Genomic DNA, 25,998 nt, shown 5'->3' on the forward strand with positions numbered 1-25,998 from the left:
TTGGTGTTCAACTCACTGATTGTACCAGATGATCAGCAACTAACAAGTAAACTAACTCCGCAGTGCATAAAAATCTGTAAAATCTCGATAAATAAATGACCTTTTGGATTAAAAGTACACCAAATAACAATACTTTCGGTATATTGAATTTCCAAATATTAACAATAACAACCAGCACTATTAAAAGGTACGGCCATGCAGCAGCGCGTTTTACCAGCAATATTTAAAAATTTTTTGGGGACTTCACCACAGTGGTATAAATACACCATTATTGCGTTTTTACTAATCAACCCGGTGTTATTTCAACTTAACCCTTATCTGGCAGGATGGGTGTTAGTGCTAGAGTTTATTTTTACACTCGCCATGGCGCTTAAATGTTACCCGCTACAACCGGGAGGCTTATTAGCAATTGAGGCCTTATTTATCGGCATGACAACCGCCGGTCAAGTTGAACATGAAATAGTACAGAATATCGATGTGATCCTGTTACTTATCTTTATGGTTGCCGGCATCTATTTTATGAAAGACTTGCTTTTGTATATCTTCACAAAGCTGGTTGTTTCGGTGCGAAGTAAAACCGTGTTATCACTTTCTTTTACGATTGCTGCGGCCTTTTTATCTGCTTTCTTAGATGCGTTAACGGTGATGGCGGTGGTTATTGCCGTTGCGATGGGCTTTTACAGTATTTACCACAAGGTTGCATCAGGAAAAGACTCTAGCAGCGAGCATGATATTAATGACGATAACCAAGTTCGCCCTGTCAATCGTCAGGAGCTTGAAGAGTTTCGTGCTTTTCTTCGTAACTTATTAATGCATGCATCAATTGGTACTGCCTTAGGCGGTGTTTGTACCATGGTAGGTGAGCCACAGAACTTGATCATTGCAGAGCGTGCTGGCTGGTTATTTGGCGAATTTTTCTTCCGAATGTTGCCTATTACTTTACCCGTTATGATCGCCGGTATTGCTACTACTTTCTTACTCGAAAAAACCAAAGCCTTTGGTTACGGCGCAAAACTCCCTGCCCCCATCCACACGATTTTATCGGATCATGCTAAAAAGCTTGAGAAAAAACGCACCACACGCGACAAAGTGAACCTAGCGATTCAAGCTTTCATTGCTGTTTGGTTGATCATAGGTTTAGCCCTTCACCTAGCCACTGTTGGTTTAATTGGTTTGTCTGTAATTATTTTTGCCACAGCCAGTGCTGGTATTATTGAAGAACACCAGTTAGGTAAAGCATTTGAAGAAGCCCTACCATTCACAGCATTACTTTGCGTTTTCTTCTCTATCGTTGCCGTTATTATTGACCAGCATTTATTTACACCTGTGATCGCATGGGTGCTTACCTTTGAAGGTCAGCTGCAACTAGTGATGTTCTTTATTGCCAACGGTATTCTGTCGATGGTCAGCGATAACGTTTTCGTGGGTACTGTGTATATCAATGAAGTGGCTGCTGCGTTACAGGCAGGTCAAATTACCCGTGATCAGTTTGATTTGTTAGCTGTAGCAATTAATACCGGTACCAACCTGCCAAGTGTTGCTACACCAAATGGACAAGCTGCATTCTTATTCTTGCTTACATCAACATTAGCCCCTGTGTTAAGGCTATCTTATGGACGCATGGTATACATGGCGCTACCTTATACCATAGTGTTGACGATTGTTGGCTTGAGCATGACCTTATTCAGCCTTTCAGATATGACTGACTTACTTTATCAATGGGGATTAATCAATCACCACAGCGGTGCGTTACCTGGCTCATTAGGTGGTCATTAAAACGATTATTTAAAACAAAACATTTGCAACTAAAAAGCCCGTTTGATGCGGGCTTTTTTGCTAGAGCTCTTTTTTGCTAAATAAGAGGCATTTAATCAAGTACTTTCGCGTCGTTTGCTTTATTAAGTAAGCTGCGGCTTTGCGTTAAGAAATGTGCAGTTGCATCAGAGAAGTATTCTTTTGCATCAGCAAATGCGGCAATCAATGATGCTTTATCCCCAGCTTTTAGCTTTTCTAGCGTGTCTGCAAAAGTATCTTGGTAGTTGGCAAGCAGTGCTTCTACATCGTCGAATTGCGCTAACATGATGTCAGAGTAAAGCTCTGGCGATTGGGCAAATAAGCGCCCTACCATCATTAACTCTAATTGATAAATGGGTGATGAGCAGCTGCGAAGCTCTGCAAGTGTATGGCTTTGCTTGGCAAGAAACTGGCCATATACAAAGGTTGTTAAGTGGCGCATAACCTGAATGATCTGCATTGCTTCATCGTGTTTTTTAGCATCCATTTCAACTACTTGACAGCCCCAAACTTGTAGTTGTGCCATTAACCCTTTAGCCACTTCATGATCTCGCCCTTCACACACGACGACCGTTTGCTTTACCCAGTGTGAAATATCTGGGCCAAACATGGGGTGTAAGCCAACTACTGGGCCGCTATGAGCCGCCATAAGTGCTTTTAAAGGCTTTTGCTTAACAGAGGTAATATCAACCAGCAAACAGTCATCATCAAGTGTTGGCAATGCTGCGACGATTTGCTCAAGTGCATTAATTGGCACACTGACAAGAACCAATTTTGCCCCTTTTAATATCGTTTCACTTTGTGCTTGCTGTGCTTTATCTAAAATACGCACTTCATAACCTGAACGAGTAAACTGTTGTGCAAACAACTGGCCCATTGCACCTTCACCACCAACAATTACAATAGGTGATAACTGAGGCGCAACACAAGCAAGGCTACCTTGCTGATTCTGATAAGCTTCACGCATCATACGGCGTAGGATGTCCTCAACTAACTCAGGGTTAACCCCTTGTGCGATTGCTTCTTGACGACGTGCCGCGAGTAAATCAGCCTCGCGATCAGGTGCATGTAATGGAGCACCGATTTGTTGCTTAATTGCGCCTATTTTTTCTGTAATCCCATTACGCTTTGCCAGTAATGCCACCAATTGCGCATCACATTCATCTATTCCTGCTCTTAAATCAGCTAGATCATTCACTGTTACCACGTTACCACACCTCAAACCCTTAAAACGTAAATATTTATATACAAAAAAGTAAAGCTTTTAATACAAATTATAGTAACAGGATAACAGCCAAAGCACAAAGCCCTAACGTGCATGTAGCATAGCTCATAAAGGGATAACAGATAATTTAGAAGGGAGTATTTCTCAGGGGAGAGAAATTTTTTTGTGGTATAAAAACCAAAACGGGTTGCAACCTAAGGCTGCAACCCGTTTTATTTTGCGTTGTAAAACAGCGCGTATTAGTTAAGTTTTTCTCTAATACGTGCAGATTTACCAGAACGCTCACGTAGATAGTAAAGTTTCGCACGGCGAACTGCACCGCGACGTTTAACTGAGATACTATCGATAAGAGGGCTGTGCGTTTGGAATACACGCTCAACACCTTCACCGCTCGAGATTTTACGAACTGTGAATGCTGAGTGAAGACCACGATTACGCTTAGCGATTACAACACCTTCAAAGGCCTGTAGACGCTCTTTGTTACCTTCTTTTACACGTACCTGTACAACTACTGTATCACCAGCGCCGAATGCTGGTACGTCTGTTTTAAGCTGCTCTTCTTCAAGCGCTTTAATAATATTTTGGTTTACTTTTGCCATTATATTTCTCACTTTCCTAGGTGTAACTGTCTTCTAGCCACAAGCTTGTTGGTACTCTTGCTGAAATTCAGCAAGGAGTGCCGCTTGCTCCTCAGTCAGAGCTAGGTTATGCAACAAGTCAGGACGACGAAGCCAAGTTCTACCAAGTGATTGCTTTGTGCGCCACTTAGCGATTTCTTGGTGGTTTCCGCTGAGTAATACAGCAGGCACCTGTTTATCATCCAATGTCTCTGGCCGTGTATAGTGAGGACAATCAAGCAAGCCATTCGAAAATGAATCCTGCTCAGCTGACTGGTTATGACCTAACACCCCTGGTACTAATCGTGCTACTGCATCAATTAGCGTCATCGCGGGTAGCTCACCACCACTTAAAATAAAATCACCAATTGACCATTCTTCGTCAACGTATGATTCTATAATTCGCTCATCTATACCTTCATAGCGACCTGCAATTAAAATCAGCTTTTCTGATTGTGCAAGCTCGCTTGCACCTTGCTGATCTAATTTGCGCCCTTGCGGTGACATATAAATTACTTTTGCACCATCACCTGCCGCTTTTTTAGCGTCAAGGATAGCTTGTTTCAATGGTTCAACCATCATTAACATGCCAGGACCGCCCCCGTAAGGACGATCATCCACAGTTCTATGCTTATCAGTAGCATAGTCACGTGGGTTCCAACAGTTAAAGTCGATTAGACCATTTTTAACTGCGCGACCTGTTACCCCTTGGGTGGTAATCGCATCAAACATGTCCGGGAAAAGGCTTATCACCCCTACCCATAGCGAACTCGTTTGTGACATTAAAACCCTGGGTCCCAGTCTACGGTAATTTCTCTTGCATCATGTTTAACTTCTTTAATAACAGAATCTGTTAAGAAAGGAATTAAACGCTCTGCTTGGCCAAATGCATCTTTTTTGTTTGCTTTCACAACCAAAACGTCATTTGACCCTGTCTCCATTAGGTCATCAACAGTGCCTAAGTTATAACCCTTATCAGTTACAACAGACATGCCGATCAGATCTCGCCAATAGAATTCACCTTGCGGTAATTCTGGTAGCTGCGCTGCATCTACTGAGATTTCTGCATTGGTTAAAGCCATTGCTTCGTCTCGGTCGTTTACTTGCGCAACTTTAGCGATAAAGCCTTTGTTGTGGCGACGCCAGTCGACCACTTCTAAGGTCTGCCATTTACCTTGTTGCCCTATCAACCATGGGCTGAAATCGAAGATCCCTTCGGGATCATCAGTAAATGAATGCACCTTAAGCCAGCCCTTTATACCATACGGGGCACCGAGCTTTCCTACTGTAATATACGAGGTGTTCTCTTGACTCATGGTTACTCTTACGCCTATTAAGCCGCTTTACGAGCGTCTTTAACTAACTTAGCTACGCGATCTGAAAGAGATGCGCCTTGACCTACCCAGTGATCAACACGAGATAAATCTAAACGTACTTTTTCTTCCTGACCAGAAGCGATTGGGTTAAAGAAACCTACTTTCTCGATGAAGCGACCGTCACGCGAGAAACGGCTATCCGCAACCACAATTTGATAGAAAGGGCGTTTTTTAGCGCCACCACGTTGCAAACGAATAGTTACCATACCGTCCTCTACATTAGATTGACTGTTTTCATTAATAAGATTTACTCCCCAGTACGGGAAGCTGGGGAATTGTACGAGTTTTTTGCAACATTGCAAGTAAGAACTGCTGCAAAATGTAAGTTTAGTTGATTAAACACTGATCTGGGCTTTAAATCTTACATGCAACTAACAACTACGCATAAATTATCTACAAAAAAAGGAGCTATATGCTCCTTTTTATACACTTAATAGACAGCACTATTAAAATTTAGGGCCGCCACCCATCATACCTGGTGGTAACATGCCTTTCATGCCGCGCATCATTTTCTTCATGCCACCTTTGCCTTTCATCTTCTTCATCATCTTCTGCATTTGCGTAAATTGCTTAAGCAGTTTATTGATTTCTTGCACCTGAGTGCCAGAACCTGCAGCAATACGTTTTTTACGTGAGCCTTTGATGATTTCCGGGCGAGCACGCTCTTTTGGCGTCATAGAGTTGATGATAGCTTCCATTTGTACGAAAGTTTTATCACCCATCTGGCCTTTTACAGCGTCTGGTAGGTTTTGCATGCCTGGCAGCTTATCAAGCATCGACATCATACCGCCCATGTTCTTCATCTGACGAAGTTGCTCAGCAAAGTCATCTAATGTGAAACCATCACCTTTAAATACTTTTTCGGCAACTTTAGCGGCTTTCTCTTTATCTACTTTCATTTCGACTTCTTCGATTAATGAAAGTACATCACCCATACCTAGGATACGAGAAGCAATACGGTCAGGGTGGAATGGTTCAAGAGCATCAGTGCGCTCACCCACACCCATGAACTTAATTGGCTTACCGGTAATATGACGAATCGATAATGCAGCACCACCACGAGCATCACCATCGGTCTTGGTTAAGATCACACCACTTAAAGGAAGCGCCTCATCAAATGCTTTTGCAGTGTTTGCTGCATCTTGACCTGTCATCGCATCAACAACGAACAAGGTTTCGATTGGGTTAATCGCACTGTGAAGTGCTTTGATCTCATCCATCATGTCGTTATCGACGTGTAAACGACCTGCGGTATCAACTAATACCACATCAATGAATTTCTTCTTCGCGTGCGAAATCGCATTGTTTGCGATATCAACCGGCTTTTGTGAAATGTCACTTGGGAAGAACTCAACCCCCACTTCATCAGCCAGTGTTTCAAGCTGTTTAATTGCTGCCGGACGATAAACGTCAGCACTAACAACTAATACAGATTTCTTTTTACGCTCTTTTAAGAATTTAGCTAGTTTACCAACACTGGTCGTTTTACCAGCACCTTGTAAACCCGCCATCATCACGACCGCTGGCGGCTGTGCATTAAGGCTTAGCTCTTCGTTAGCTTCACCCATGGCTTTTTCAAGTTCTTCACGAACAATCTTTATAAAGACTTGGCCAGGGCTTAAGCTCTTTGTTACTTCAACACCTACAGCGCGTTCTTTAACTTGCTTAACGAACTCACGAACAACAGGTAATGCAACGTCCGCTTCCAAAAATGCCATGCGGACTTCGCGTAATGTATCTTTTATATTGTCTTCAGTTAGGCGTCCGCGGCCACTGATATTTTTTAAGGTTTTACCTAAGCGTTCTTGGAGATTCTCAAACATGTAAAGGTTCCGATAAAACGTGTTGCACCTGCAATGTACATAAATCAAACAAGTTTGGCGACAATACAGGCAATATTAAAATTTAATTCCTAGCAGTATACCGTAAATGGTGGTCGACAATACAGTGTTCAAGTGTGCAGTTTGAGTTTCTTTTTACAAACTCTATGCTTTTGCCTTGCTATAAAATACAATGGCATCAAAGAGACAAGGATTTATCGATATAAATTAAGTGGCCAAAACACGATGATTATTAGTTTAACTATTATTGCTAGTTTGTTTTATGTGTTAGCAACGTCACATGTGCTATCACGCCTTTTTCACAAACAAGGTCCAAGCCAAAAACTCACAGTCATTCTTAGCACTGTGGCTATCCTTGCTCATATGCTATTACTGGTTAATTCAGTTTTTCGTGCTGATGGCCAAGATTTAAGTATCGTCAACGTTGCTTTATTAACCTGTTGGGTCATTGTGGTGTCAGTAACTGCTGTGTCTCTCAAATTCCCCGCAACTTTATTGTTGCCAGTTGTTTATGGTTTTGCAGCCTTACTGACCCTTGCCAGCTTGTTTATACCGCATCATGTGATTTTGCAATCAATCGATGTTGAGCTTGGTTTAGTTACTCACATATCGTTATCACTGCTAGCCTATTGCGTTTTGATAATCTCAACACTTTATGCAGTCCAGTTCTACTTTATTGATAAGCGCCTCAAACGCAAAGACTTGGCAATTGTACACAGCCACCTCCCTCCTTTAATGGTGGTTGAGCGTCAGCTATATCAATTACTCACGCTGGGTACTATCTTACTGACTTTTGCTCTCCTTTCTGGGTTCATCTTCTTAGAGGGAATGTTTGCCAGTGAGTTTATCCACAAAACGGTTTTATCGTTAATTGCTTGGCTAATTTTCACTGTGGTCACTGTAGGTCATTTACGCCAAGGCTGGCGTGGTAAGCCTGTGGTATTTTCGATCATGATAGCCGCTTTTATCTTGTCACTTGCTTATTTTGGCAGCCGTTTCATCCAAGAAGTGGTTCTAAATAAGTTTTAACTTGACTCAGCAAGCTGTCTCTAGCTTAATATGCACTGATTTATAAAAAAAGGATCCATCCTTGGACGACATATCGACTAGTACCCTGTTTATTATATTGGGATTATTGATACTTATTTCTGCTTATTTTTCTGGTTCTGAAACTGGAATTATGTCAATCAACCGTATTCGCCTGCGTCATCTTGCTAAAGAAGATCATCGTGCAGCGAAGCGCGTCAGCAAACTATTAAGTCGCCCTGACAGACTCATTGGTCTGATCTTAATTGGTAATAACCTTGTAAATATCGCTGCAGCACAGGTTGCAACGATTATTGGTATTCGTTTGTATGGTGATCTCGGTATCGCTATTGCAACCGGCGCGCTAACGCTGGTTGTTTTAATCTTTGCCGAAGTAACGCCAAAAACACTTGCTGCGCTATACCCAGAGAAGGTTGCTTTTCCAAGCTCAATTGTGCTCAAAGGCCTATTGAAAATCCTTTTCCCGTTTGTGGTTATCGTAAACTGGATGACCAACGGCATGTTACGCTTGTTTGGTATTACTACCGCACAAATTGAAGAGCACAGCTTAAGTAAAGAAGAACTAAAAACTGTGGTGAACGAATCAGGTGCACTGTTACCTGCTCGCCACCAAAGCATGCTGACTTCAATTTTAGATTTAGAACAAGTCACTGTTGAAGATATCATGATCCCACGCAACGAAATTGTTGCTATTGATATCAATGATGATTGGAAGCTTATCAGCCGCCAACTTACTCATGCACAGCACACCCGTGTACTGTTGTATCGTGACCAAATTGATGATGCTGTTGGCTTTATTCACTCACGTGATGCACTGCGTCTATTAACGAAAGAGCAGTTTGATAAACCATCACTACTACGCGCGGTACGTGAAATTTACTTTATTCCTGAAGGCACATCACTGAACACGCAACTACTTAAGTTTCAGCAATCAAAAGAACGTATTGGCTTAGTTGTCGATGAGTATGGTGATATTCAAGGTCTAGTAACGCTTGAAGATATTCTTGAAGAAGTAGTGGGTGATTTCACTACAACGCAAACGCGTACACCGAGTGAAGAAGTAACAGAGCAAGATGATGGCTCAGTACTTGTTGATGGCGGTGCTAACATTCGTGATTTAAATAAAGAAATGGGTTGGGAGCTACCGATTGATGGCCCGAAAACGCTAAGTGGTTTAATCGTTGAATACTTAGAGGACATCCCAGACTCAAACCTAAGTTTACGTATTGCCGGCTACCCTATTGAAGTTATCGAGATAAAAGAAAATATGGTTAAGTTAGTTAAAGTTATTCCAAGTAAACGTACAGAATAATTTTCTACACCATCTAAACAAAAGGAGTAGCTTGCTACTCCTTTTTTGTTACTTATAGCTGAATTACTTCTGAAGATTCACATTTTATTAGCTATCCCGCACACCCGAACACGAATTCCTCTACTATTATTTTCTTTTGCATATATTGATATAAAAGGGAAAATAATGGACGAAATATCAATCGAGAAAATCTATAACCAAGCTATCGAATTGCTGATGCTTTACGGGCCAAAGTTTATCCTCGCAATACTGGTTTTAATTATAGGTTGGTGGTTAATTGGTAGAATTGCCAATATGGCCGAAAAATCAATGAACAAGGTCAAGTTTGAAGTTGGCCTTACGCACTTTTTAGTCTCCTTTATCTCGGTCATTTTAAAAGTACTGTTGCTGATATCTGTTGCTTCTATGATTGGCATAGAAACCACGTCGTTTATCGCAATGCTAGGTGCTGCAGGCCTTGCGGTCGGCATGGCTCTTCAAGGTAGCCTTGCTAACTTTGCAGGTGGCGTGCTTATTCTATTCTTTAAGCCTTTTAAAGTTGGCGATGTAATCGAAGCGCAAGGCTACATGGGTACAGTTGTTGAGATACAAATTTTTGTCACTGTTTTACTCACTTACGACAATGAAAAGATCATTATCCCAAATGGCACGCTATCAAATGGCTGCGTTAAGAATAAGTTTTCAGAGCCAACACACCGCGTTGCAATCGAATTTGGCATTAGTTATGGAGATAATGTCCATAAAGCCCGTGATGTGCTTATGAGCGTGCTTAATGACTATGATTTAATACTAAAAGATATAGAAGATAAAAAACCATCGGTTCATGTTAGCCAGCACGGTGAAAGCCATATTGGCATGTTGGTATGGGCGTGGGTTGAGTCTGATAACTACTGGCCAGTGTATTTTGGCTTATACGAACGCGTTAAAATTGCCTTTGACGCCGCTGATATCACGATTCCATTCCCGCAAAGGGATGTTCACATTCACCAGTTTCCTGGTAAATAACTAACAAAAAGCCCGCTAATTGATGCGGGCTTTCTATTTATGCATTAACTAAACAAGCGTTCAAACCAGTTTTTGTCTAAATCGGCTTCACACTTTTTAAGTTGTGCGCCATAGCGGCTAGCTCGATGTTTAACTTTATTAGCAACGCTCATTAGCCATTTTTTACTTTTATAAGTGCCTCGCTTATAGCCGCCCCACCCTTCGTGGTAATTTAGGTACTGCGCGTAGGCGTCCCATTTCGATATACCATTTACTTTATGAGTTTTGTAAACGAACCAGGCCATAAAGTCGATAGCATCATCAAAATCATCTCTGTCTGCACCGCTGTTACCTGTTTCACGAATGTAATCTGACCATGTTGGGGTTTTTGCTTGAGAGTAGCCATATGCAGAGCTAGCACGTCCGATTGGAATTACCCATAAGAAGTATTCCATTGGTGGCGCTGCATCATGGCGGAATGAGCTTTCTTGATACATCATGCTCATTAGCACATGTTTTGGCGAACCCCATTTTTCTTGTGCATCACGAGCATCGTAATACCAGTCAGGTTTTTCTTCAAAAATCTTACATATATCATGAGGTTGCTCAGGGGGAGCCGTTGCACAACCAGCCAAAGATGCGGCCAGCGATAAAATAATTATACTTTTTTTCATTTTTTTATGGATCTCGCTGAACTTTTTCTCATCAGGTCAGTCTGAACTTATGAATGCAGCAGTATAGCATTGTTTCATCCCTGAAGAATCTTTGACGCAGCCTCCCTAGGCTGCGTTTTTTTATGCCTTCACAATACTAAGCTTTAGCAAAATAGTCATCTAAAAATGCAGTGAAAGATACACTGTCTGCTGCTTTAACTTCACGCTCTTTAAGTACAGAGTCAGTCGCTTGCTTTGCCAAAAATGCTTGATCATAAAATTGGTAATCAGCATCAAGGTGGCTTTGCTTGTACTGCTGTGCAAGTGCTAAAGCGAAATGACCATTATCTTGGTTCTCTTTTGCCAGCGCACTAACATATTTGCCAGAGAAAGTTTTACTTGGATTGTTCACCCAAGTTGCAAGCTCAGCTATGGTTTCGCTGTAATAACTCACGCCATATGCATTATCCATGTAACGGGCAACCTCAGATAGCTGAGTAAAAATTGTCTCGGCCCAATCAGTTAGACGCACCATCTCCCCCTGCTTGTTGAGCATTAGCTCTGGGTCTCGACCTTCATTGACAACCGCATCAAGGTTAGTAGTGCTTAGTTTTTGCTCTTGCCAATCCATTTCTGGCGAGTCATTCAATAAACAATAGGTTAAGAATACGTCTAAGAAACGAATTTGCTGTAAATCAATACCCGTTTCACTAAACGGGTTAACATCAAGCGCACGTACCTCGATGTATTCTATACCGCCGCGAAGTAATGCATCGGTTGGTGTTTCGCCCGATGCTGCATTGCGCTTAGGACGAATTGGCGAGTAAAACTCGTTTTCGATTTGCAGAATATTTTTATTTAACTGCTTTGGCTCAGCACTCGTGTAGTCATCTATATGACCATAAATATCTGATGGTGTATGAATCGCCTCTTTTAAGCCTGCTACATATTCTTCGAGTGAGTTATACATAACACGTAAAGACGATTGTGCACTGTTAGTGTAACCAAGGTTACCCAAACGCAGCGCTGTGCCTACTTCTAAATAAAGAGTACCTTTACCTAGCTTTTTGAATGGTAAATCAGTTGCGCGCCCTTGTAAGAATGAACTACATAATGCTGGTGATGCACCAAATAAAAAGCTGATCAACCAAAGCTCACGCTTAAAGTTACGAATAAGCCCTAAATAGCCATTCGAAATAGACTCAGCTAATGTACCTTGGTTGCCGTTTAAGCTATACAGGCTTTGCCATAAGCTCTCTGGGAAAGAGATATTAAAATGCACACCGGCAATGGCCTGCATCATGCTGCCATAACGGTTCTTTAAGCCTTCACGGTAAAGTGTTTTCATGCGGCCAATGTTTGAGTCACCAAACTGTGCGAGTACAATGTCATCTTGATGTTCAATAAAGCATGGCATACTAATCGGCCATAACAGCTCATCGTCCATCTGCGATAAGGTGAACTTTTGCAAGTCTTTTAGCTGCGCGAGTGTTTGCTCTGCAGATGTACTAACCGGAGTGATAAATTCTAAAAGTGATTCTGAAAAATCAGTGGTGACATGCTCATTCGTTAAAGCGCTACCTACGCCTTGTGGATGACCTTGCTGTGAGATAACACCACTTGGTTTTATCCTTAATGCTTCTCGCTCGATACCACGTTGAATCCCATTAATTGCGTTAGGAAATTGTGCCGTTAACGCTTCTAGCGTTTTATTTAAATCATGTTTTATCAAAAATGCTTCCTCGAGCCGCGTGGCTGTAATCCTAAGTGTATGGGGGCAAAAAACAATTACTCAAGTCAGAAATATCAGTTTCATTATTTACCCATACACTTGAAGCTCAATCTTGCCATTGTGAGTCACAATATACAATTGCTTTGGTGGCACTTCATTGTTGCTAAAACGGTTAAAAATACAATTTAGGCTTTTTCCTTGAGGATATTAGACCTTTTAACTAATATAAAAGACTGAGGCTAAACATAATAATTCAGGCAAGATATTGTTTTAGATCAAAGGGAAGATGAAATTATTAAAAGTTTCACAGTTAACACTATGTCCCCCCTTCCCTTACATTTTTCTGAGACTATAATCCGCACACCATAAAAAAGTATATTTCGAGGACTCATATGCGTCGTGGGCAAGAAATCGTCAATCAAGAAGTGACATACTCAGATAATCAAGAGCTTGTCTCTACCACAGATTTACGCGGTGTAATCACATACGTAAATAAGGAATTTTGTACTATAGCAGGTTACACCGAAGAAGAGCTTCTCGGAAAAAATCATAATATTGTACGCCACCCTGATATGCCTAAAGCGGCATTTAAAGAGATGTGGGAAAAACTTAAAGAGGGCCACTCTTGGCGTGGCATGGTAAAAAATCGCTGTAAAGATGGTCGCTACTATTGGGTTGATGCGTTCGTTACACCTATATATGAACATGGCCAGTTAGTTGGCTATCAATCAGTGCGTACCAAGCCATCTGAACAATTAAAAACCCGTGCGATGGCCCTTTACACTAAAATTAATGACGGTAAATCAATCGCATCATTTCGTGAGAATATTTCACTTAGACAAATAGTGTCTGCGATTTTATTAATTGCAGGCATTGTTGGTTTAGCTGTGGCCGCCTCATGGATGATTGCTATAGCCGCATGTGTCCTTGTAGCACTACTTTTTGCTTTAAATTATGACGAACTCGTAGTTACGCCAAGACATTTAAAGCAGCAACGTGCAGAGTTTGATTCAGTATCACGTTATGTGTATTCGGGCTCGCACCCATTTAGTATTGCTGCCTATAATCAGCAAATGCTGTTCGCTAAGCTTAGAACTGTATTAGGTCGTGTTAAAGACTCTACTTACTCATTTAAAGACATTGCTACCAACTTAGATAAACAATCGTCACTAACCGAGCAAGGTATTGCTGCACAAGGCCAGCGTTTAAGTGATATTGCTACGGCAATGACACAAATGAGTGCGACTATTGGCGAAATTTCAGCTAATACCCATCACACTGCTGATAAGGTTAAAACCACTTACCAAAGCTGTAACGATATCAAACTGCATATTGAAGATAATAGCAGCATGGTGACTGATCTAGCTAACCAGGTAGAGCAAGCAGCCACTACCGCTAACTCTCTTGCTAGTGAAGCTGACAAAATAGGCCAAGTAATGAGTGAGATTGAAGGCATTGCTGAACAAACAAACTTATTAGCGCTGAATGCAGCAATTGAGGCAGCACGTGCAGGTGAGCATGGCCGTGGTTTTGCGGTTGTAGCAGATGAAGTACGCGCACTTTCTTCACGCACGCAAAATGCGACGGCACAAATTCATAGCTCAATTAAAGAGATCCAAGATACGTTATTTAGCTGGTCTAAAGTGATGCAATCAACTAAAGCGCAAGCAGATAGTTGTGTTGATACGACTGCTCACACTCAAACTGAGCTTGCGAGCATCTTCGCACAAATTGATGAAATATCAGGCCTTGCGACGGAGATTTCGACGGCTGCTGAGGAACAACAAGTTGTCAGCACCGATATACGCGAAAATGTAGAAAGCATTAAAGGACACAGCGAAGAGAACTTAAAGCTTAGCTACAACGTGGCTAAAGATGCAGCGGGGCTTGTTGAAGGCTCACGCAAAGTTAACGATATGCTGTTAACCTTTAAAGTTTAAACTTAAATGATACAAAAAAGCCGCATCATAATTGATGCGGCTTTTGTTTTTAGGGCTAATTAACGACTCGAGAAAACAAGTCCATTCTCATCAGCATCAATATGGATGATGGCACCTGGTTGGTAATCCCCTCCGAGCAGGCGCTGTGCTAATGGGTTTTCAATGGTATGTTGAATAGCACGTTTTAAAGGCCTTGCCCCATACACAGGATCAAAACCACTTTCAGCGATGCGGTCTAAAGCTGCATCCGTAACTTCAAGAATGTAGCCTTTTTCAGTTAATCGCTCACGTAGCTTACTTAACTGAATATCTGCAATTTCCTTAATGTGCTCGTTAGCAAGTGGATGGAATACCACGGTTTCGTCGATTCGGTTAATAAACTCAGGGCGGAACTGACTAACTAATACGCCCATCACTTTTTCTTTTAACCCGGCATAATCATTTGAACCTGCTTGCTCTTGGATAATATCTGAACCCAAGTTAGAGGTCATGATGATCACCGTATTTTTAAAATCAACGGTACGGCCCTGACCATCCGTTAATCGCCCATCATCAAGAACTTGCAGTAAGATGTTAAATACATCAGGGTGCGCTTTTTCGACTTCATCCAATAAAATGACGGAATACGGACGACGGCGTACCGCTTCAGTTAAATAGCCACCCTCTTCATAGCCAACATAACCCGGAGGTGCACCGACTAAACGTGCCACCGAATGTTTCTCCATAAACTCCGACATATCAATGCGCACCATGGCATCTTCAGTGTCAAACATGAAGCTGGCTAGTGCTTTGGTCAGCTCAGTTTTACCCACCCCTGTTGGGCCTAAGAATAAGAATGAGCCGATTGGGCGATTTGGATCAGCAAGCCCTGCGCGAGAACGACGAATTGCATTTGCAACAGCTACAACAGCTTCATCTTGACCAATCACTTTGTGGTGTAATTGATCTTCCATTTGCAGTAGCTTTTCACGTTCGCCTTGCAGCATTTTCGATACCGGAATACCTGTCCAACGCGATAAAATCTCAGCGATTTCGTCTTCACCTACTTGGTTTTTAAGCAAGCTCATTTCTTGCATTTCAGCTTGTGAAGCAAGGTCGAGTTTGCGCTCAAGTTCAGGAATACGACCATATTGAAGTTCAGACATACGCTGTAAATCGCTGGCACGACGCGCCACGTCTAAATCAAGGCGTGCCTGCTCAAGCTCTGCTTTGATAACTTGCGTGCCTTGCAGTGAGGCCTTCTCAGCATTCCACACTTCATCTAGTTCGCGGTATTGCGCTTCAAGTTCAGTGATCAGCTCTTGCATTTCGGTGCGGCGCTTTTGACTTGCTTCGTCTTTTTCTTTCGCCAACGCATTGTCTTCCAGTTTTAACTGAATAATACGACGCTCAAGTTTGTCTAAAGACTCTGGTTTTGAGTCAATTTGCAAACGAATTGAAGAACCCGCTTCGTCAATTAAATCTATTGCCTTATCTGGTAATTGGCGATCGCTGATGTAACGGTGCGACAACTGCGCCGCGGCAACAATGGCCGGATCGGTAATATCAACTGAGTGATGCAGCTCATAACGCTCTTTTAAACCACGTAAAATCGCAATGGTGTCTTCAACCGATGGTTCATCAACAAATACCTTTTGGAAACGACGCTCAAGTGCCGCATCTTTTTCAATGTATTGACGATACTCATCAAGAGTTGTAGCACCCACGCAATGTAACTCACCACGGGCAAGTGCAGGCTTTAACATATTACCCGCATCCATTGCACCGTCTGCTTTACCTGCGCCTACCATAGTATGAATTTCATCAATAAAGAGGATGACTTGGCCTTCTTCTTTGGCAAGTTCATTCAATACTGATTTTAAACGTTCTTCAAACTCACCACGGTATTTAGCGCCAGCAACCAAAGCACCTAAGTCGAGCGATAACACTCGCTTGTTTTTTAGGCCTTCAGGTACTTCACCATTGATAATACGTTGTGCAAGGCCCTCAGCGATCGCTGTTTTACCTACACCTGGCTCACCAATTAACACCGGATTATTTTTAGTTCGGCGCTGTAAAACTTGGATAGTACGACGAATTTCGTCATCACGACCAATAACAGGATCAAGCTTACCTTGCTCTGCTCGCTCAGTTAAATCGATGGTGAATTTTTTTAATGCCTGACGAGTTTCTTCAGCATTTGGGTCTTCTACTTTTTGGCCACCACGAATGGCTTCAATTGCAGATTCGATCTTGCTAGAAGTAATATTCAGCGCTTTAAAAATGTCACCTAATGGACCTTTATCATCACACGCGGCAAGAACAAACAACTCACTCGAAATGAATTTATCTTTTCGTTTTTGAGCATATTTATCGCATAAGTTAATTAATGAAATCAGGTTATTTGACAGCTGAACATCGCCACCAATACCTTCAACTTTAAACAGTTTCTCGATTTCTTGGGATAACTTGGTGTTTAACTCATCAGCACTCACACCTGCTTGTGCAAGTAACGCACGCACACTTGAACCATTTTGCTGAAGCAATGAATACATTAAATGCACAGGCTCAATAAATTGATGATCGCGCCCAAGTGCTAATGACTGCGCATCTGAAAGCGCAGATTGAAATTTACTTGTAAATCTATCTAAACGCATAAGGGTTTACCTATTAAAAAATCTAATTGCTTAATTAATGGGTATGCTTAGTGATTTGTTCAAGTAAAAGAAGAAAATTTAATCGCAAAAAAGGCGTATTAATTGCGCCAGATCAAGCTCGCCATACGGCCTGTTTGTCCGTCACGGCGATAAGAGAAAAACTGTGATTTTTCAGTAACAGTACAGTGCTCACCACCATACATTTTGACCACACCTAATTGTGCTAATTGCTGACGTGCTAATAAATAGATATCAGCCATGTATTTTTCATGTTTGGCTGTAAAAGCTTGTTGATGCTCTGGGTTTTGTGAGCAAAAACACTCTCTTACTTCTTGCCCGACTTCAAATTGTAAAGGACCAATAGCTGGGCCTAACCAAGCAATAATATCGCTTGCTGGCGCTTGAAAATGCGAAACCGTGTTTGCCAATATACCTTGCGCTAAACCACGCCAGCCACCATGTACAGCAGCGACTTCATCCCCAGAACTCGAACAAAGTAGTACCGGCAAACAGTCTGCTGTCATTATAGCAAGCGGCTGCTTTACTAAACGGGTGTAGAGCGCATCAGCAGAGCGTAGTTCGCTTAAATCAGACTCTTCATCAATCACGACTACATCGCTGCTATGTGTTTGGTTTAACCACACAGCAGGATTAGGCAGCTGATTTGCAAGTAAGGCACGATTTGCAAGCACGGCTTGCTCATCATCACCAACATGTAAACCCACATTAAAACTATCAAAGGGTGCAACCGAAACACCACCCTGTCGGGTGGTACTCAGCGCGCTAACAGAGTTTGGTGCAGTCCATGCTGGTTTGAACATAACGCTTAGAACTCGATATTTGGGTTTGCTTTAGTATCAGCGCGTAATGCTTCTGTCATAGCTGCCATATCATCTGGAATTGGCGCTTGCCAAGTCATTAGCTCACCTGTAATTGGGTGTGCAATTGATAGCTTAACAGCATGTAATGCTTGGCGTTTAAAGTCGCGTAGCATTTGAAACAGCTCAGGTGTAGCACCTTTTGGCGGGCGCGGACGACCACCATACAGTTGATCGCCAACTAATGGATGATTTAAATAAGCCATGTGTACACGGATTTGGTGAGTACGGCCTGTTTCTAGGCGTAAACGTAAGCGTGTATGTGCACGGAATTTTTCTGCAACACGATAATGCGTCACAGCTGGTTTGCCCATTTCATGCACGGCCATGTGAGTACGTTTTGTTGCATGGCGACCAATTGGTTTTTCAACCATGCCACCTGCTGTCATTGTGCCATTACAGATTGCTTCGTATTCACGGGTGAAGTTTTCACGCTTTTGTAAAGCAGAAACTAAATGAGTTTGTGCCGGAATTGTTTTCGCCACCACCATTAAACCGGTGGTGTCTTTATCTAGACGATGCACAATACCTGCACGAGGCACATTAATGATGTCAGGATAATGATGTAGCAAAGCATTTAATACCGTGCCATCTGGGTTACCCGCCCCTGGATGTACTACTAATCCCATAGGTTTATTGATCACCAAAATATCATCGTCTTCATAAACGATGTTTAATTTGATATTTTGTGCCTCGTATTCACGAGGGGCTTCGATGGTTGTTTCAACACTCACCGTTTCGCCACCGAGTAGTTTTTCGCGCGGTGTGTTTAATATTTCGCCGTTTACTGTGATTTTATCATCCAAAATCCACGTTTTTATGCGTGAACGAGAATAATCAGGGAACAATTGCGCTAATACTTGGTCTAGACGTTTACCGCCAAGGTCAATTGGAACCTCGGCTTGGAGAGAAATTTGCTCTGACATTAGTAACTTTACCCAATTTACCAGTGCAAGCTGTGCTCGACTGGGTTAGAATCGCTTTAATATAATACGTATAGTTTACTCGGTTTTCCTCACTTGGCCTAGCCGAAGACATCGAAGGTAAGAAATAAAATGATAAATAAAATAGGGAAACGTGCTTTCGCCATAGTTTTTTCAGTATCTGTACTTGGCTTAGGTGCCTGTTCATCAGCACCAGACCAAGAAGATATCCAACGCGTTCCTAATAAATCTGCGCAAGCTTTATATGAAGATGCAAAACAAACATTAGATTCTGGCTTGTATGCTCGTGCAATTGAGCTATTAAGTGCTATTGATTCTCGCTATCCTTTTGGTCCTTTATCAAAACAAGTACAAATGGACTTAGTATTTGCGCATTATCAAGCAGGTAATACTGAGCAAGCACTAGCAACTATCGACCGTTTCATTCGTTTAAACCCAAACCACAAAGATTTAGACTACATGTATTACATGCGTGGCTTGGTAAACATCAAAGCGGATGAAAACGCATTCCAAGAATATTTTGGTGTAGACCGTGCCGACAGAGACGCAAATCGTACTCGTGTCGCATTTACTGATTTATCAACACTTTTAAAGCGTTTTCCTAACAGTGCCTACGCACCAGAAGCGAAAAAACGTTTAGTATGGCTACTGAATAAAATGGCACGCTACGAGTTAAAAGTTGCTGAATACTACTATGAGCGTGAGGCATACCTTGCTGCAGCAAACCGTGGTAAATATGTGGTTGAGCACTACTCACAAAGCAGCTACCTTGATCAAGCACTAGAGATCATGGAAAAAAGCTACAACAAGCTGGGTTTACCTGAGTTGAGCGAACACGCTAAAGCGACGCGAGAAGCTAACAAGCGTTAAAATAGACTAAAAGCAAAAAAGGCGCCTTAGGCGCCTTTTTTAATGTTTGCGGTTAATTTAAATTTGTATTAAATCGCATCTTCATCTTCTTCAGCGGTACGAATACGTACTACACGCTCAACGTCAGTGACAAAGATTTTACCGTCACCAATTTTACCAGTTTGCGATGTTTTAACGATAACATCGATAGCACGGTCAACATCTTCGTCGCTTAATACGATATCTAGTTTTACCTTAGGTAAAAAGTCCACCATGTACTCAGCACCGCGATAAAGCTCGGTATGTCCTTTTTGACGGCCAAAGCCTTTTACTTCACTTACCGTCATACCTGTGATGCCCACATCTGATAATGCTTCGCGTACATCATCAAGCTTAAATGGTTTAATAATTGCTTCGATTTTTTTCATTTTCGGGTTACTTATTATTTCTCGATTGCCTCGATTTTAGACAATCCCATTGCTGATGGCAAACAAAGCTATGAATTACGGTGATTAAATCAGCAATCATGATATTATTAAACAAAGTGATTCAAAATAGAGACAACAATGAAATCATTACAACGGGGTTTTACATTATTAGAGCTGATGGTCACGCTTGCTATTGTGGGTATCGTTGCACTGATAGCACTATGGGATAGCTCAGATATGCTTGAAAATGACCGAGCTGAGAGCTACTTATTAGAATTAAAACGTACACTCAGCTTTGCACGAGCAAAAGCAACAAGTAGTGATGCAATTATTGTTGTTTGTAGTGGCAACACTTCAAGAGTTGAAAGTAACAGACGAGTTCCATGCTTAAACGATTGGAGCCAAGGTACTGTATTCGTCTTTTTCGATTCAAACCAAAATGGTGTTTACAACCCAAGAGTTGGCGATATCATTTTAAGAGTCATGGAAGAAGTTCCAGAGAACAGTCAGTTAAATTTCACTGGTGATAACTTTATCACATTTGATACCAGCGGGATGCTCACGTCAAATACTGGAAAATTCACTTACTGCCCTTCAAAAGCTGATGACGATAATAACAAACAACTTGAGGTATTTGCCTCAGGGACTGCTTTATATATTGGCAGTACGACAGATGGCTGTAATTAAGCTTCAGAAATTGACAGCCCACCTTCTCGAATTATAGTTAAATAAACAGCCGCAAATTTGGAATCTTCAAGGATGAAGGCATTTACAACTCTGCGCAGCCTCAACGGAGCGACGTTAATTGAAAGCCTCGTAGTGCTATCAATTATATCACTCCTGCTGCATATCGCCTTATTTGAATATAAGCCACTTCTGGCTACAAACCGTTTAGAAAGCAACATGCAAACGGTGAAAAGAGCGCTGCAGTTTACTCGCCTAAAAGCGCAAACAAATGATGCCTATGTCACCTTCTGCGCCTTAAAACACAACAGATGCAACAAAGCTATATGGCACAAATCGTTAACCGTTTTTGTAGACAAAGGCGAACTAGGTGTATTTGAAAGTGGTGATACTAAACTAATGGAAATCGAAGCAATAAGTAAGTTTGATATGCTGACTTATCCACGTCATTCAGTCACATTTAGCCCAGCAGGTATGCCGATGGGGCTAGGTAACGGGACATTTATCTACTGCCCAGAATACATAAAAGCAAGCCTCAAAGGGCTTGCAATTAGGGTCAGCCCGATAGGCCGAGTTAGATTAATTGATACTGATAAATGCCAAACTGATAATTGATAAAGCTTATTTACCCCAACAGGTGCTTGAATCAGCAGACCCCGTTGACGTTTTTAAACCCGTATCTGAAATAGACAATGTTTTACATTCGGTATCTTGTAATGGTGGGCCTGATTTAGGTGTTGCTTTAAATGCAAATGTACCCGCACTATTGTCTACTTCTACAGTAATGGTATAGAAGTTATTTTCTGTAGTACTAGAAACACCTAAATCAGCAATTGTGCTTGTATATTCTCGATTATCAACAAAGTATTGCTCTTGTTTATTAGCTGCATCTAATAACGAAGTAATTGCCTCAGTTCGAGCGGTACGTTTTACGTGCTCAAAATAACTAGGAATAGCAATGCTAGCGATGATCCCTAAGATAGCTACAGTAATCATCAGCTCGATTAGCGTAAAACCATTATGACTCTTTGTTCTTATAAAGTTCATATTTTAAAAACCTATATAATTGTTTTTTTAGAGGAATTACCTCTATTTGTTCTTATCTTAGATGGCTAACAATAATTATGCAATTAAGGCGAGTATTCAAATAGCGACCACATGCTCTGCCTTAACATGTAAGGCAGAGCAGTCACTTAGTGCATTATTGGCTATTATCGTTTCGCTCTTGCTTATAAATGAAAGTTTGTTGCGTTTTAAAGCCAAAGCCAATAGGCACTGCATCACTAACAAGTTTAATTTTACCATCTTCGATAACTAAACCTGGACCTTGGATCTCCTGTACTTTCAGTGGATTTTGCTCACCTTTGATACCTGGACCAATGGTTAAAAACTGACTTTGCTCTTTAACCTTTTCATCAGTGTTGTCATCACAGTAACCATCGCTATTACCATCAACACAGCTGTCACCTACACCAAAATAAAGTTGAGGAGTATCAGGAACATCATTCGAGGTAGTAAATTTCAAACTGTCATACACCTTTGTACCGTAATGTAAGTGGAAAGCGTATAAACTTCCTGAACCACCAGTTAGTGAACACTGGTTCGCTGTTTCTGTCGCTGAAGCTGGTGTATAAGTGGTGAAATAAGCTACACCACCGATAACTGTACTTGCTGCAAGGGATTTTTCACCAGCAGAAGATAAATTGTAATACCAACCGTGATACTCACCTAACTCAATTTCTAAGTCAGTAAATTTATCCACGTCATCCAGTGAATTTCCAAATGGATCAGAATCCATATTCATCAAGTCTGCTTGTGTAATTGCTGCGGGTACATCATTACCAAGGAATGGTTGAGTTACCGTATTGATATCACGGATCATGAACAGTTGATCGTTGGTAACAGTGCTCGTTGGTTTAGAGCGGTTACCACTACCTATTAGCACAGCATCAAATGGCGTATCAATTCGTGTAGTTACTGTTTCACCATTAACAGATGTTTCTGATACTTTGCTGAACATAGTTCTTGCAATCAAAGGCTTATAGAAAAAGCGACGATCTTGGGTTGAAAGTGTGCTACCTAAGCTTGCTAATTTAAAATGTGTCCATGGGTTTTCTGAATCTGTTGGGCTGTCAGAAGGCATATCAACACGCCACACATCACCGCCCGTATCCGTTGCATATAGCCTATCAATATAACCATCATAGTCAGAATCTAAGATACTAATATCTGATGCAATACTATGCTTACCTAAAAAGCTATTCTCACTCGGCGTTAATGCCCACACTTTTTTGCCCGTTTGCGCGTCAACAATAAAAATACCACGTCCATGAGTGTCGTCTGTACGAATAACATTGTCTTTGTTTGTATCATAACCCGCGCCAAAAATAAGCACAGGTCTGTCTTTGTAACCATCTAGATTCACATAAGTAACAGAAGGTTTAGACCAAGTTTGCCCTAATTCTTTAAAGTCGCCTGTGCCACCTACAATTGGTTGATCCCACAGTAGACTTGGCGAGTCTGGGTTAGTTATATCGAGTCCGTAGTAGTAATTTCCACCGCGTCTTAAGCCAAAGAATGCCCAAACTCGGTCTGAGCCATTTACTACGCCATCACTATTTTTATCATCAAAGAATACTGAGATTGGCCCGTCAACACCATAAACCTTGGTATCTGCTTGGTTATCACGAAGTGGCTTTATTATTTTATACAAGCTTCTGGGGATAAACGCCCAGCTTTCACTTAGCACATCATTTTTATCTTGGAACATGTGCAAGTAACCGGCATTAGTGCCTATTAAAACTCGGATATCATCATTACCATAGTCAATTGTTACAGGTTTTGAATGCAGTGGGTCACCAAAGATATCTTTACGCGAATCCGTTGTCGATCCATCTTTGTCTTCATCATCAATATCTAGGCCTCTTGACCAGTTAATAAGGTCTTCAACTTCATCCGGATCAGCTTCAAAATCAACGGCAGCCTTGTCTATAGTTCCATAATGGAATACAACCCGATAACGGGTAAAGTTAAGCATGCGGCCGTTTACATTTGTTAGTACTTTACGCCCTTCATTTGGCACGCTCGAAGAATTAGATAAATACAGGTTTACACCACCTAACTCAACTGAATTACCATCAGCGCTCTCACCGCTAGGCAGCCAAAAGGTTTTAGCGTCTTTATCGATTAAACCATCTTCATTTAAAGCAGATTTACCATCTCTATCGATAATTTGATCGCCAGATACTTTTAGCTTTTTCAGATTTCCGCGCCAACGAGCCCCTGTTTTAGGGTAAAACATCGCATAATAAATCGATTCGCGACTACGAGTTTGGTCAACGTTGTTACTTGCTATAGATGGCGCCGTGAACGTATCGTTCACTTCTCGAATTTGAGTTATGGTATTTTTAAGGGCTTCAGAAAGTTGCTCTGCAGTGTTGGCATGCAGGTACTTACCGCCACCTTCAGCTGCTGTTTCTGATAGTAAGCGCTTACCATTATCACTCATACCAGAACCAAAACCTATGGTATAGACTCGACCTGTTTCGTGAATATCTGTCGTCGTTGGCCTTAAGTCAACCTCTACATCATCAGTACCGTGAATAACTTTTGCGAGCTTGTGTAAATACACCCCGGCAATTTTATCGCTATCACTTAAATAACTACCAAAATACGACTTGTGTAAAGCACTAATATTAGAGTCTTGTTCATTATCAGAGCCAGCTGATGGGTCACCGTCTGTCATATAGATAATGTTAACTGAGTTATCACAGCGTTTTACTTCTTCAGTATTATCAAACGGTGAAATGTATGAATAGGTATATTCAATGCGTGGCTCGTACCAACAAACTCTTCTCCACCCCTTACCTGAGCACACCTTAACTGATGTCGTATAAGGCGTTCCTCTTTCTATTGTGGTATCACGTAGTGCGGCATTAACTTTTTCGCCGTAGAAAAGGCTTTGCCCAGTAATGTAAAGATAGGCTTCCCAAAGCGTTTCGGTCAATGGTGTCCCGCCATCAGCTGGAAGACCCGCAATTGTAGTCTTTAAGGCTGATATATCTGAACCAATGCCAGCAAGCACATAGCCACCATTGGTACTGTTAAAACGCATTAAACCAAAATCAATATCATCGTTACCATCAACCAGTTTAGTGATAGCATCTTGCGCAACGCCTAAACGACTATCACTACATAAAATATAACCACCTGAGTAGCCACAACTGTTACCGGAACTAGTCGAAAAAGCCATACTCCCTGAGGTATCAAAAACAATAAGAACCCGAGGTTTTTCATCTAGATTGGCATTGTGATTGACATATAATTCAATATCTTCAGCGTGACCCAAAAAACTAAACACTGCTAAAGAAGTTAGCAGTATACGTTGAGTTATTTTTTCTAAATTCATCACTTTTCTCCACTAACCACCGGTATTGAGGCTAGCCATTTCTTGGGCAACACCTGTGCTGATCGTTAAGGTATGTTTACTCTTAGTGCCATAAGTAATAGTGGTATCTACTTGGACCATGTTACATGACACACCGGCGGTAAAGTTAAATTTACGTGGGCATGGTAAATCTAGCGCACCATTATTTAGATTTGTCATAGTATTAGATGCGCCATCCATATCATCCATACCAAAACCACCCTCAGGTATCTCAGATGCCTTCATTAAAAAAGCACTATTACCACCTGCTGCCGCTTCATTAGCGATAACTTTTTGCACTGTACCAATTAAGCTATTTTCTGCAGTCTCACGCTCTTGAGCTGAGTTTGTAATTTTTATATCTACACTGCTGCTATTCATTAAAGTCACAGCTATACCTGTAACAGCAACGACCATAATCAAAGCAATAATAAGCACAATACCTTGCTGTTTTCGTATATTAGGAACACTGTTTTTTCTATTTCGATTAATTGAAAAGTTTTTCATAGCAAACCTTCGTGTTGATATTTCATCTACATCTCGCCTAGTAATATCTAAGTCAGCAAAACAAAATCAGGTAAAAAGTATTTTTAAATTTAAAACACGCAACCAATTAAGGCTAACTAATTAGT

Annotated in this window: 23 protein-coding genes; 8 read left to right on the forward strand and 15 right to left on the reverse strand. The window is 41.4% G+C overall.

All coding sequences use genetic code 11. The features are described from left to right. Positions 1-195: 195 nt before the first annotated feature. Positions 196-1,776 (forward strand): sodium/proton antiporter NhaB, encoded by a 1,581-nt coding sequence (nhaB, locus tag L1D51_RS07315; RefSeq protein WP_054561888.1) that lies wholly within the window; start codon positions 196-198, stop codon positions 1,774-1,776. A 91-nt stretch (positions 1,777-1,867) separates the two neighbouring features. Here nhaB and tyrA read toward each other — a convergent pair whose 3' ends face one another. The 6 genes from tyrA to ffh form a co-directional block, all read right to left on the reverse strand. Continuing rightward, positions 1,868-3,001: a bifunctional chorismate mutase/prephenate dehydrogenase gene (tyrA, locus tag L1D51_RS07320; protein WP_054561889.1), complete on the reverse strand. Its 1,134-nt coding sequence runs from the start codon at positions 2,999-3,001 to the stop codon at positions 1,868-1,870. A gap of 257 nt (positions 3,002-3,258) precedes the next feature. Continuing rightward, positions 3,259-3,618 carry a 50S ribosomal protein L19 gene (rplS, locus tag L1D51_RS07325; RefSeq protein ID WP_054551733.1) on the reverse strand — a complete coding sequence of 120 codons (360 nt, stop codon included), beginning with the start codon at positions 3,616-3,618 and terminating at the stop codon, positions 3,259-3,261. 33 nt (positions 3,619-3,651) lie between these two features. Further along, positions 3,652-4,419: a tRNA (guanosine(37)-N1)-methyltransferase TrmD gene (gene trmD / locus L1D51_RS07330; protein WP_054551734.1), complete on the reverse strand. Its 768-nt coding sequence runs from the start codon at positions 4,417-4,419 to the stop codon at positions 3,652-3,654. Beyond that, on the reverse strand, positions 4,419-4,952 hold the full coding sequence (rimM, locus tag L1D51_RS07335; RefSeq protein WP_054561890.1) for a ribosome maturation factor RimM: 534 nt from the start codon (positions 4,950-4,952) through the stop codon (positions 4,419-4,421). Before rimM ends, trmD begins: the two co-directional genes overlap by 1 nt. 17 nt (positions 4,953-4,969) lie before the next feature. Next, a complete protein-coding gene (gene rpsP / locus L1D51_RS07340) occupies positions 4,970-5,218 on the reverse strand; it encodes a 30S ribosomal protein S16 (RefSeq protein WP_054551736.1) in 249 nt (82 codons plus the stop codon). Positions 5,219-5,458: 240 nt separating this feature from the next. Then, a complete protein-coding gene (gene ffh / locus L1D51_RS07345) occupies positions 5,459-6,835 on the reverse strand; it encodes a signal recognition particle protein (protein WP_054551737.1) in 1,377 nt (458 codons plus the stop codon). 243 nt (positions 6,836-7,078) lie between these two features. Here ffh and L1D51_RS07350 point away from each other — a divergent pair, with 243 nt between their 5' ends. From L1D51_RS07350 to L1D51_RS07360, 3 genes are all read left to right on the forward strand, one after another. Then, on the forward strand, positions 7,079-7,882 hold the full coding sequence (locus L1D51_RS07350) for a cytochrome C assembly family protein (RefSeq protein WP_054551738.1): 804 nt from the start codon (positions 7,079-7,081) through the stop codon (positions 7,880-7,882). A 61-nt stretch (positions 7,883-7,943) separates the two neighbouring features. After that, complete coding sequence (locus tag L1D51_RS07355) at positions 7,944-9,212, forward strand: HlyC/CorC family transporter (protein WP_130051057.1); 1,269 nt, start codon at positions 7,944-7,946, stop codon at positions 9,210-9,212. Between the two features lie 165 nt (positions 9,213-9,377). Beyond that, on the forward strand, positions 9,378-10,217 hold the full coding sequence (locus L1D51_RS07360; protein WP_054561892.1) for a mechanosensitive ion channel family protein: 840 nt from the start codon (positions 9,378-9,380) through the stop codon (positions 10,215-10,217). Between the two features lie 44 nt (positions 10,218-10,261). On the opposite strand, the gene L1D51_RS07365 is transcribed toward L1D51_RS07360, so the two are convergent. Further along, positions 10,262-10,870 (reverse strand): transglycosylase SLT domain-containing protein, encoded by a 609-nt coding sequence (locus tag L1D51_RS07365; protein WP_054551741.1) that lies wholly within the window; start codon positions 10,868-10,870, stop codon positions 10,262-10,264. 136 nt (positions 10,871-11,006) lie between these two features. Beyond that, positions 11,007-12,581, reverse strand: coding sequence for a glutamate--cysteine ligase (gshA, locus tag L1D51_RS07370; RefSeq protein ID WP_055020947.1), 1,575 nt, complete (start codon positions 12,579-12,581; stop codon positions 11,007-11,009). A 392-nt stretch (positions 12,582-12,973) separates the two neighbouring features. Between gshA and L1D51_RS07375 the strand changes: the two genes are divergently transcribed. Continuing rightward, a complete protein-coding gene (locus tag L1D51_RS07375; RefSeq protein WP_054561894.1) occupies positions 12,974-14,521 on the forward strand; it encodes a methyl-accepting chemotaxis protein in 1,548 nt (515 codons plus the stop codon). Between the two features lie 59 nt (positions 14,522-14,580). Here L1D51_RS07375 and clpB read toward each other — a convergent pair whose 3' ends face one another. The 3 genes from clpB to rluD form a co-directional block, all read right to left on the reverse strand. Next, a complete protein-coding gene (gene clpB, locus L1D51_RS07380) occupies positions 14,581-17,157 on the reverse strand; it encodes an ATP-dependent chaperone ClpB (protein ID WP_239963325.1) in 2,577 nt (858 codons plus the stop codon). A 98-nt stretch (positions 17,158-17,255) separates the two neighbouring features. After that, positions 17,256-17,978: a peptidoglycan editing factor PgeF gene (gene pgeF / locus L1D51_RS07385; protein ID WP_239963326.1), complete on the reverse strand. Its 723-nt coding sequence runs from the start codon at positions 17,976-17,978 to the stop codon at positions 17,256-17,258. A gap of 5 nt (positions 17,979-17,983) precedes the next feature. Further along, positions 17,984-18,961, reverse strand: a complete 978-nt coding sequence (rluD, locus tag L1D51_RS07390) for a 23S rRNA pseudouridine(1911/1915/1917) synthase RluD (RefSeq protein WP_239963327.1) — start codon at positions 18,959-18,961, stop codon at positions 17,984-17,986. Between the two features lie 129 nt (positions 18,962-19,090). On the opposite strand from rluD, the gene L1D51_RS07395 reads away from it, so the two are divergent. After that, positions 19,091-19,849 carry an outer membrane protein assembly factor BamD gene (locus L1D51_RS07395; protein ID WP_054561898.1) on the forward strand — a complete coding sequence of 253 codons (759 nt, stop codon included), beginning with the start codon at positions 19,091-19,093 and terminating at the stop codon, positions 19,847-19,849. Positions 19,850-19,917: 68 nt separating this feature from the next. On the opposite strand, the gene L1D51_RS07400 is transcribed toward L1D51_RS07395, so the two are convergent. After that, positions 19,918-20,256 carry a P-II family nitrogen regulator gene (locus L1D51_RS07400; RefSeq protein WP_054551748.1) on the reverse strand — a complete coding sequence of 113 codons (339 nt, stop codon included), beginning with the start codon at positions 20,254-20,256 and terminating at the stop codon, positions 19,918-19,920. A 138-nt stretch (positions 20,257-20,394) separates the two neighbouring features. On the opposite strand from L1D51_RS07400, the gene L1D51_RS07405 reads away from it, so the two are divergent. After that, positions 20,395-20,943 (forward strand): GspH/FimT family pseudopilin, encoded by a 549-nt coding sequence (locus L1D51_RS07405; RefSeq protein WP_055197039.1) that lies wholly within the window; start codon positions 20,395-20,397, stop codon positions 20,941-20,943. A gap of 72 nt (positions 20,944-21,015) precedes the next feature. After that, positions 21,016-21,555, forward strand: coding sequence for a GspH/FimT family pseudopilin (locus tag L1D51_RS07410; RefSeq protein WP_239963328.1), 540 nt, complete (start codon positions 21,016-21,018; stop codon positions 21,553-21,555). 6 nt (positions 21,556-21,561) lie between these two features. Here L1D51_RS07410 and L1D51_RS07415 read toward each other — a convergent pair whose 3' ends face one another. The 3 genes from L1D51_RS07415 to L1D51_RS07425 form a co-directional block, all read right to left on the reverse strand. Continuing rightward, positions 21,562-21,987 (reverse strand): type IV pilin protein, encoded by a 426-nt coding sequence (locus L1D51_RS07415; protein ID WP_239963329.1) that lies wholly within the window; start codon positions 21,985-21,987, stop codon positions 21,562-21,564. A 154-nt stretch (positions 21,988-22,141) separates the two neighbouring features. After that, a complete protein-coding gene (locus tag L1D51_RS07420; protein WP_239963330.1) occupies positions 22,142-25,348 on the reverse strand; it encodes a PilC/PilY family type IV pilus protein in 3,207 nt (1,068 codons plus the stop codon). Positions 25,349-25,360: 12 nt separating this feature from the next. Further along, complete coding sequence (locus L1D51_RS07425) at positions 25,361-25,873, reverse strand: pilus assembly PilX family protein (protein ID WP_130166997.1); 513 nt, start codon at positions 25,871-25,873, stop codon at positions 25,361-25,363. Positions 25,874-25,998 lie beyond the last annotated feature (125 nt).

Source organism: Pseudoalteromonas shioyasakiensis, assembly GCF_022398475.1.
Classification (GTDB): domain Bacteria; phylum Pseudomonadota; class Gammaproteobacteria; order Enterobacterales; family Alteromonadaceae; genus Pseudoalteromonas.

Bases quoted from the DNA above. Each gene is read 5' to 3' on its own strand.
- rplS (WP_054551733.1), bottom strand. From the start codon at position 3,618: ATGGCAAAAGTAAACCAAAATATTATTAAAGCGCTTGAAGAAGAGCAG.
- trmD (WP_054551734.1), bottom strand. From the start codon at position 4,419: ATGTCACAAACGAGTTCGCTATGGGTAGGGGTGATAAGCCTTTTCCCG.
- L1D51_RS07350 (WP_054551738.1), top strand. From the start codon at position 7,079: ATGATTATTAGTTTAACTATTATTGCTAGTTTGTTTTATGTGTTAGCA.
- nhaB (WP_054561888.1), top strand. From the start codon at position 196: ATGCAGCAGCGCGTTTTACCAGCAATATTTAAAAATTTTTTGGGGACT.
- L1D51_RS07360 (WP_054561892.1), top strand. From the start codon at position 9,378: ATGGACGAAATATCAATCGAGAAAATCTATAACCAAGCTATCGAATTG.
- ffh (WP_054551737.1), bottom strand. From the start codon at position 6,835: ATGTTTGAGAATCTCCAAGAACGCTTAGGTAAAACCTTAAAAAATATC.
- L1D51_RS07365 (WP_054551741.1), bottom strand. From the start codon at position 10,870: ATGAAAAAAAGTATAATTATTTTATCGCTGGCCGCATCTTTGGCTGGT.
- clpB (WP_239963325.1), bottom strand. From the start codon at position 17,157: ATGCGTTTAGATAGATTTACAAGTAAATTTCAATCTGCGCTTTCAGAT.
- L1D51_RS07425 (WP_130166997.1), bottom strand. From the start codon at position 25,873: ATGAAAAACTTTTCAATTAATCGAAATAGAAAAAACAGTGTTCCTAAT.
- L1D51_RS07400 (WP_054551748.1), bottom strand. From the start codon at position 20,256: ATGAAAAAAATCGAAGCAATTATTAAACCATTTAAGCTTGATGATGTA.
- pgeF (WP_239963326.1), bottom strand. From the start codon at position 17,978: ATGTTCAAACCAGCATGGACTGCACCAAACTCTGTTAGCGCGCTGAGT.
- L1D51_RS07420 (WP_239963330.1), bottom strand. From the start codon at position 25,348: ATGAATTTAGAAAAAATAACTCAACGTATACTGCTAACTTCTTTAGCA.
- L1D51_RS07375 (WP_054561894.1), top strand. From the start codon at position 12,974: ATGCGTCGTGGGCAAGAAATCGTCAATCAAGAAGTGACATACTCAGAT.
- rluD (WP_239963327.1), bottom strand. From the start codon at position 18,961: ATGTCAGAGCAAATTTCTCTCCAAGCCGAGGTTCCAATTGACCTTGGC.
- rpsP (WP_054551736.1), bottom strand. From the start codon at position 5,218: ATGGTAACTATTCGTTTGCAACGTGGTGGCGCTAAAAAACGCCCTTTC.
- L1D51_RS07395 (WP_054561898.1), top strand. From the start codon at position 19,091: ATGATAAATAAAATAGGGAAACGTGCTTTCGCCATAGTTTTTTCAGTA.
- L1D51_RS07410 (WP_239963328.1), top strand. From the start codon at position 21,016: ATGAAGGCATTTACAACTCTGCGCAGCCTCAACGGAGCGACGTTAATT.
- rimM (WP_054561890.1), bottom strand. From the start codon at position 4,952: ATGAGTCAAGAGAACACCTCGTATATTACAGTAGGAAAGCTCGGTGCC.
- L1D51_RS07405 (WP_055197039.1), top strand. From the start codon at position 20,395: ATGAAATCATTACAACGGGGTTTTACATTATTAGAGCTGATGGTCACG.
- L1D51_RS07415 (WP_239963329.1), bottom strand. From the start codon at position 21,987: ATGAACTTTATAAGAACAAAGAGTCATAATGGTTTTACGCTAATCGAG.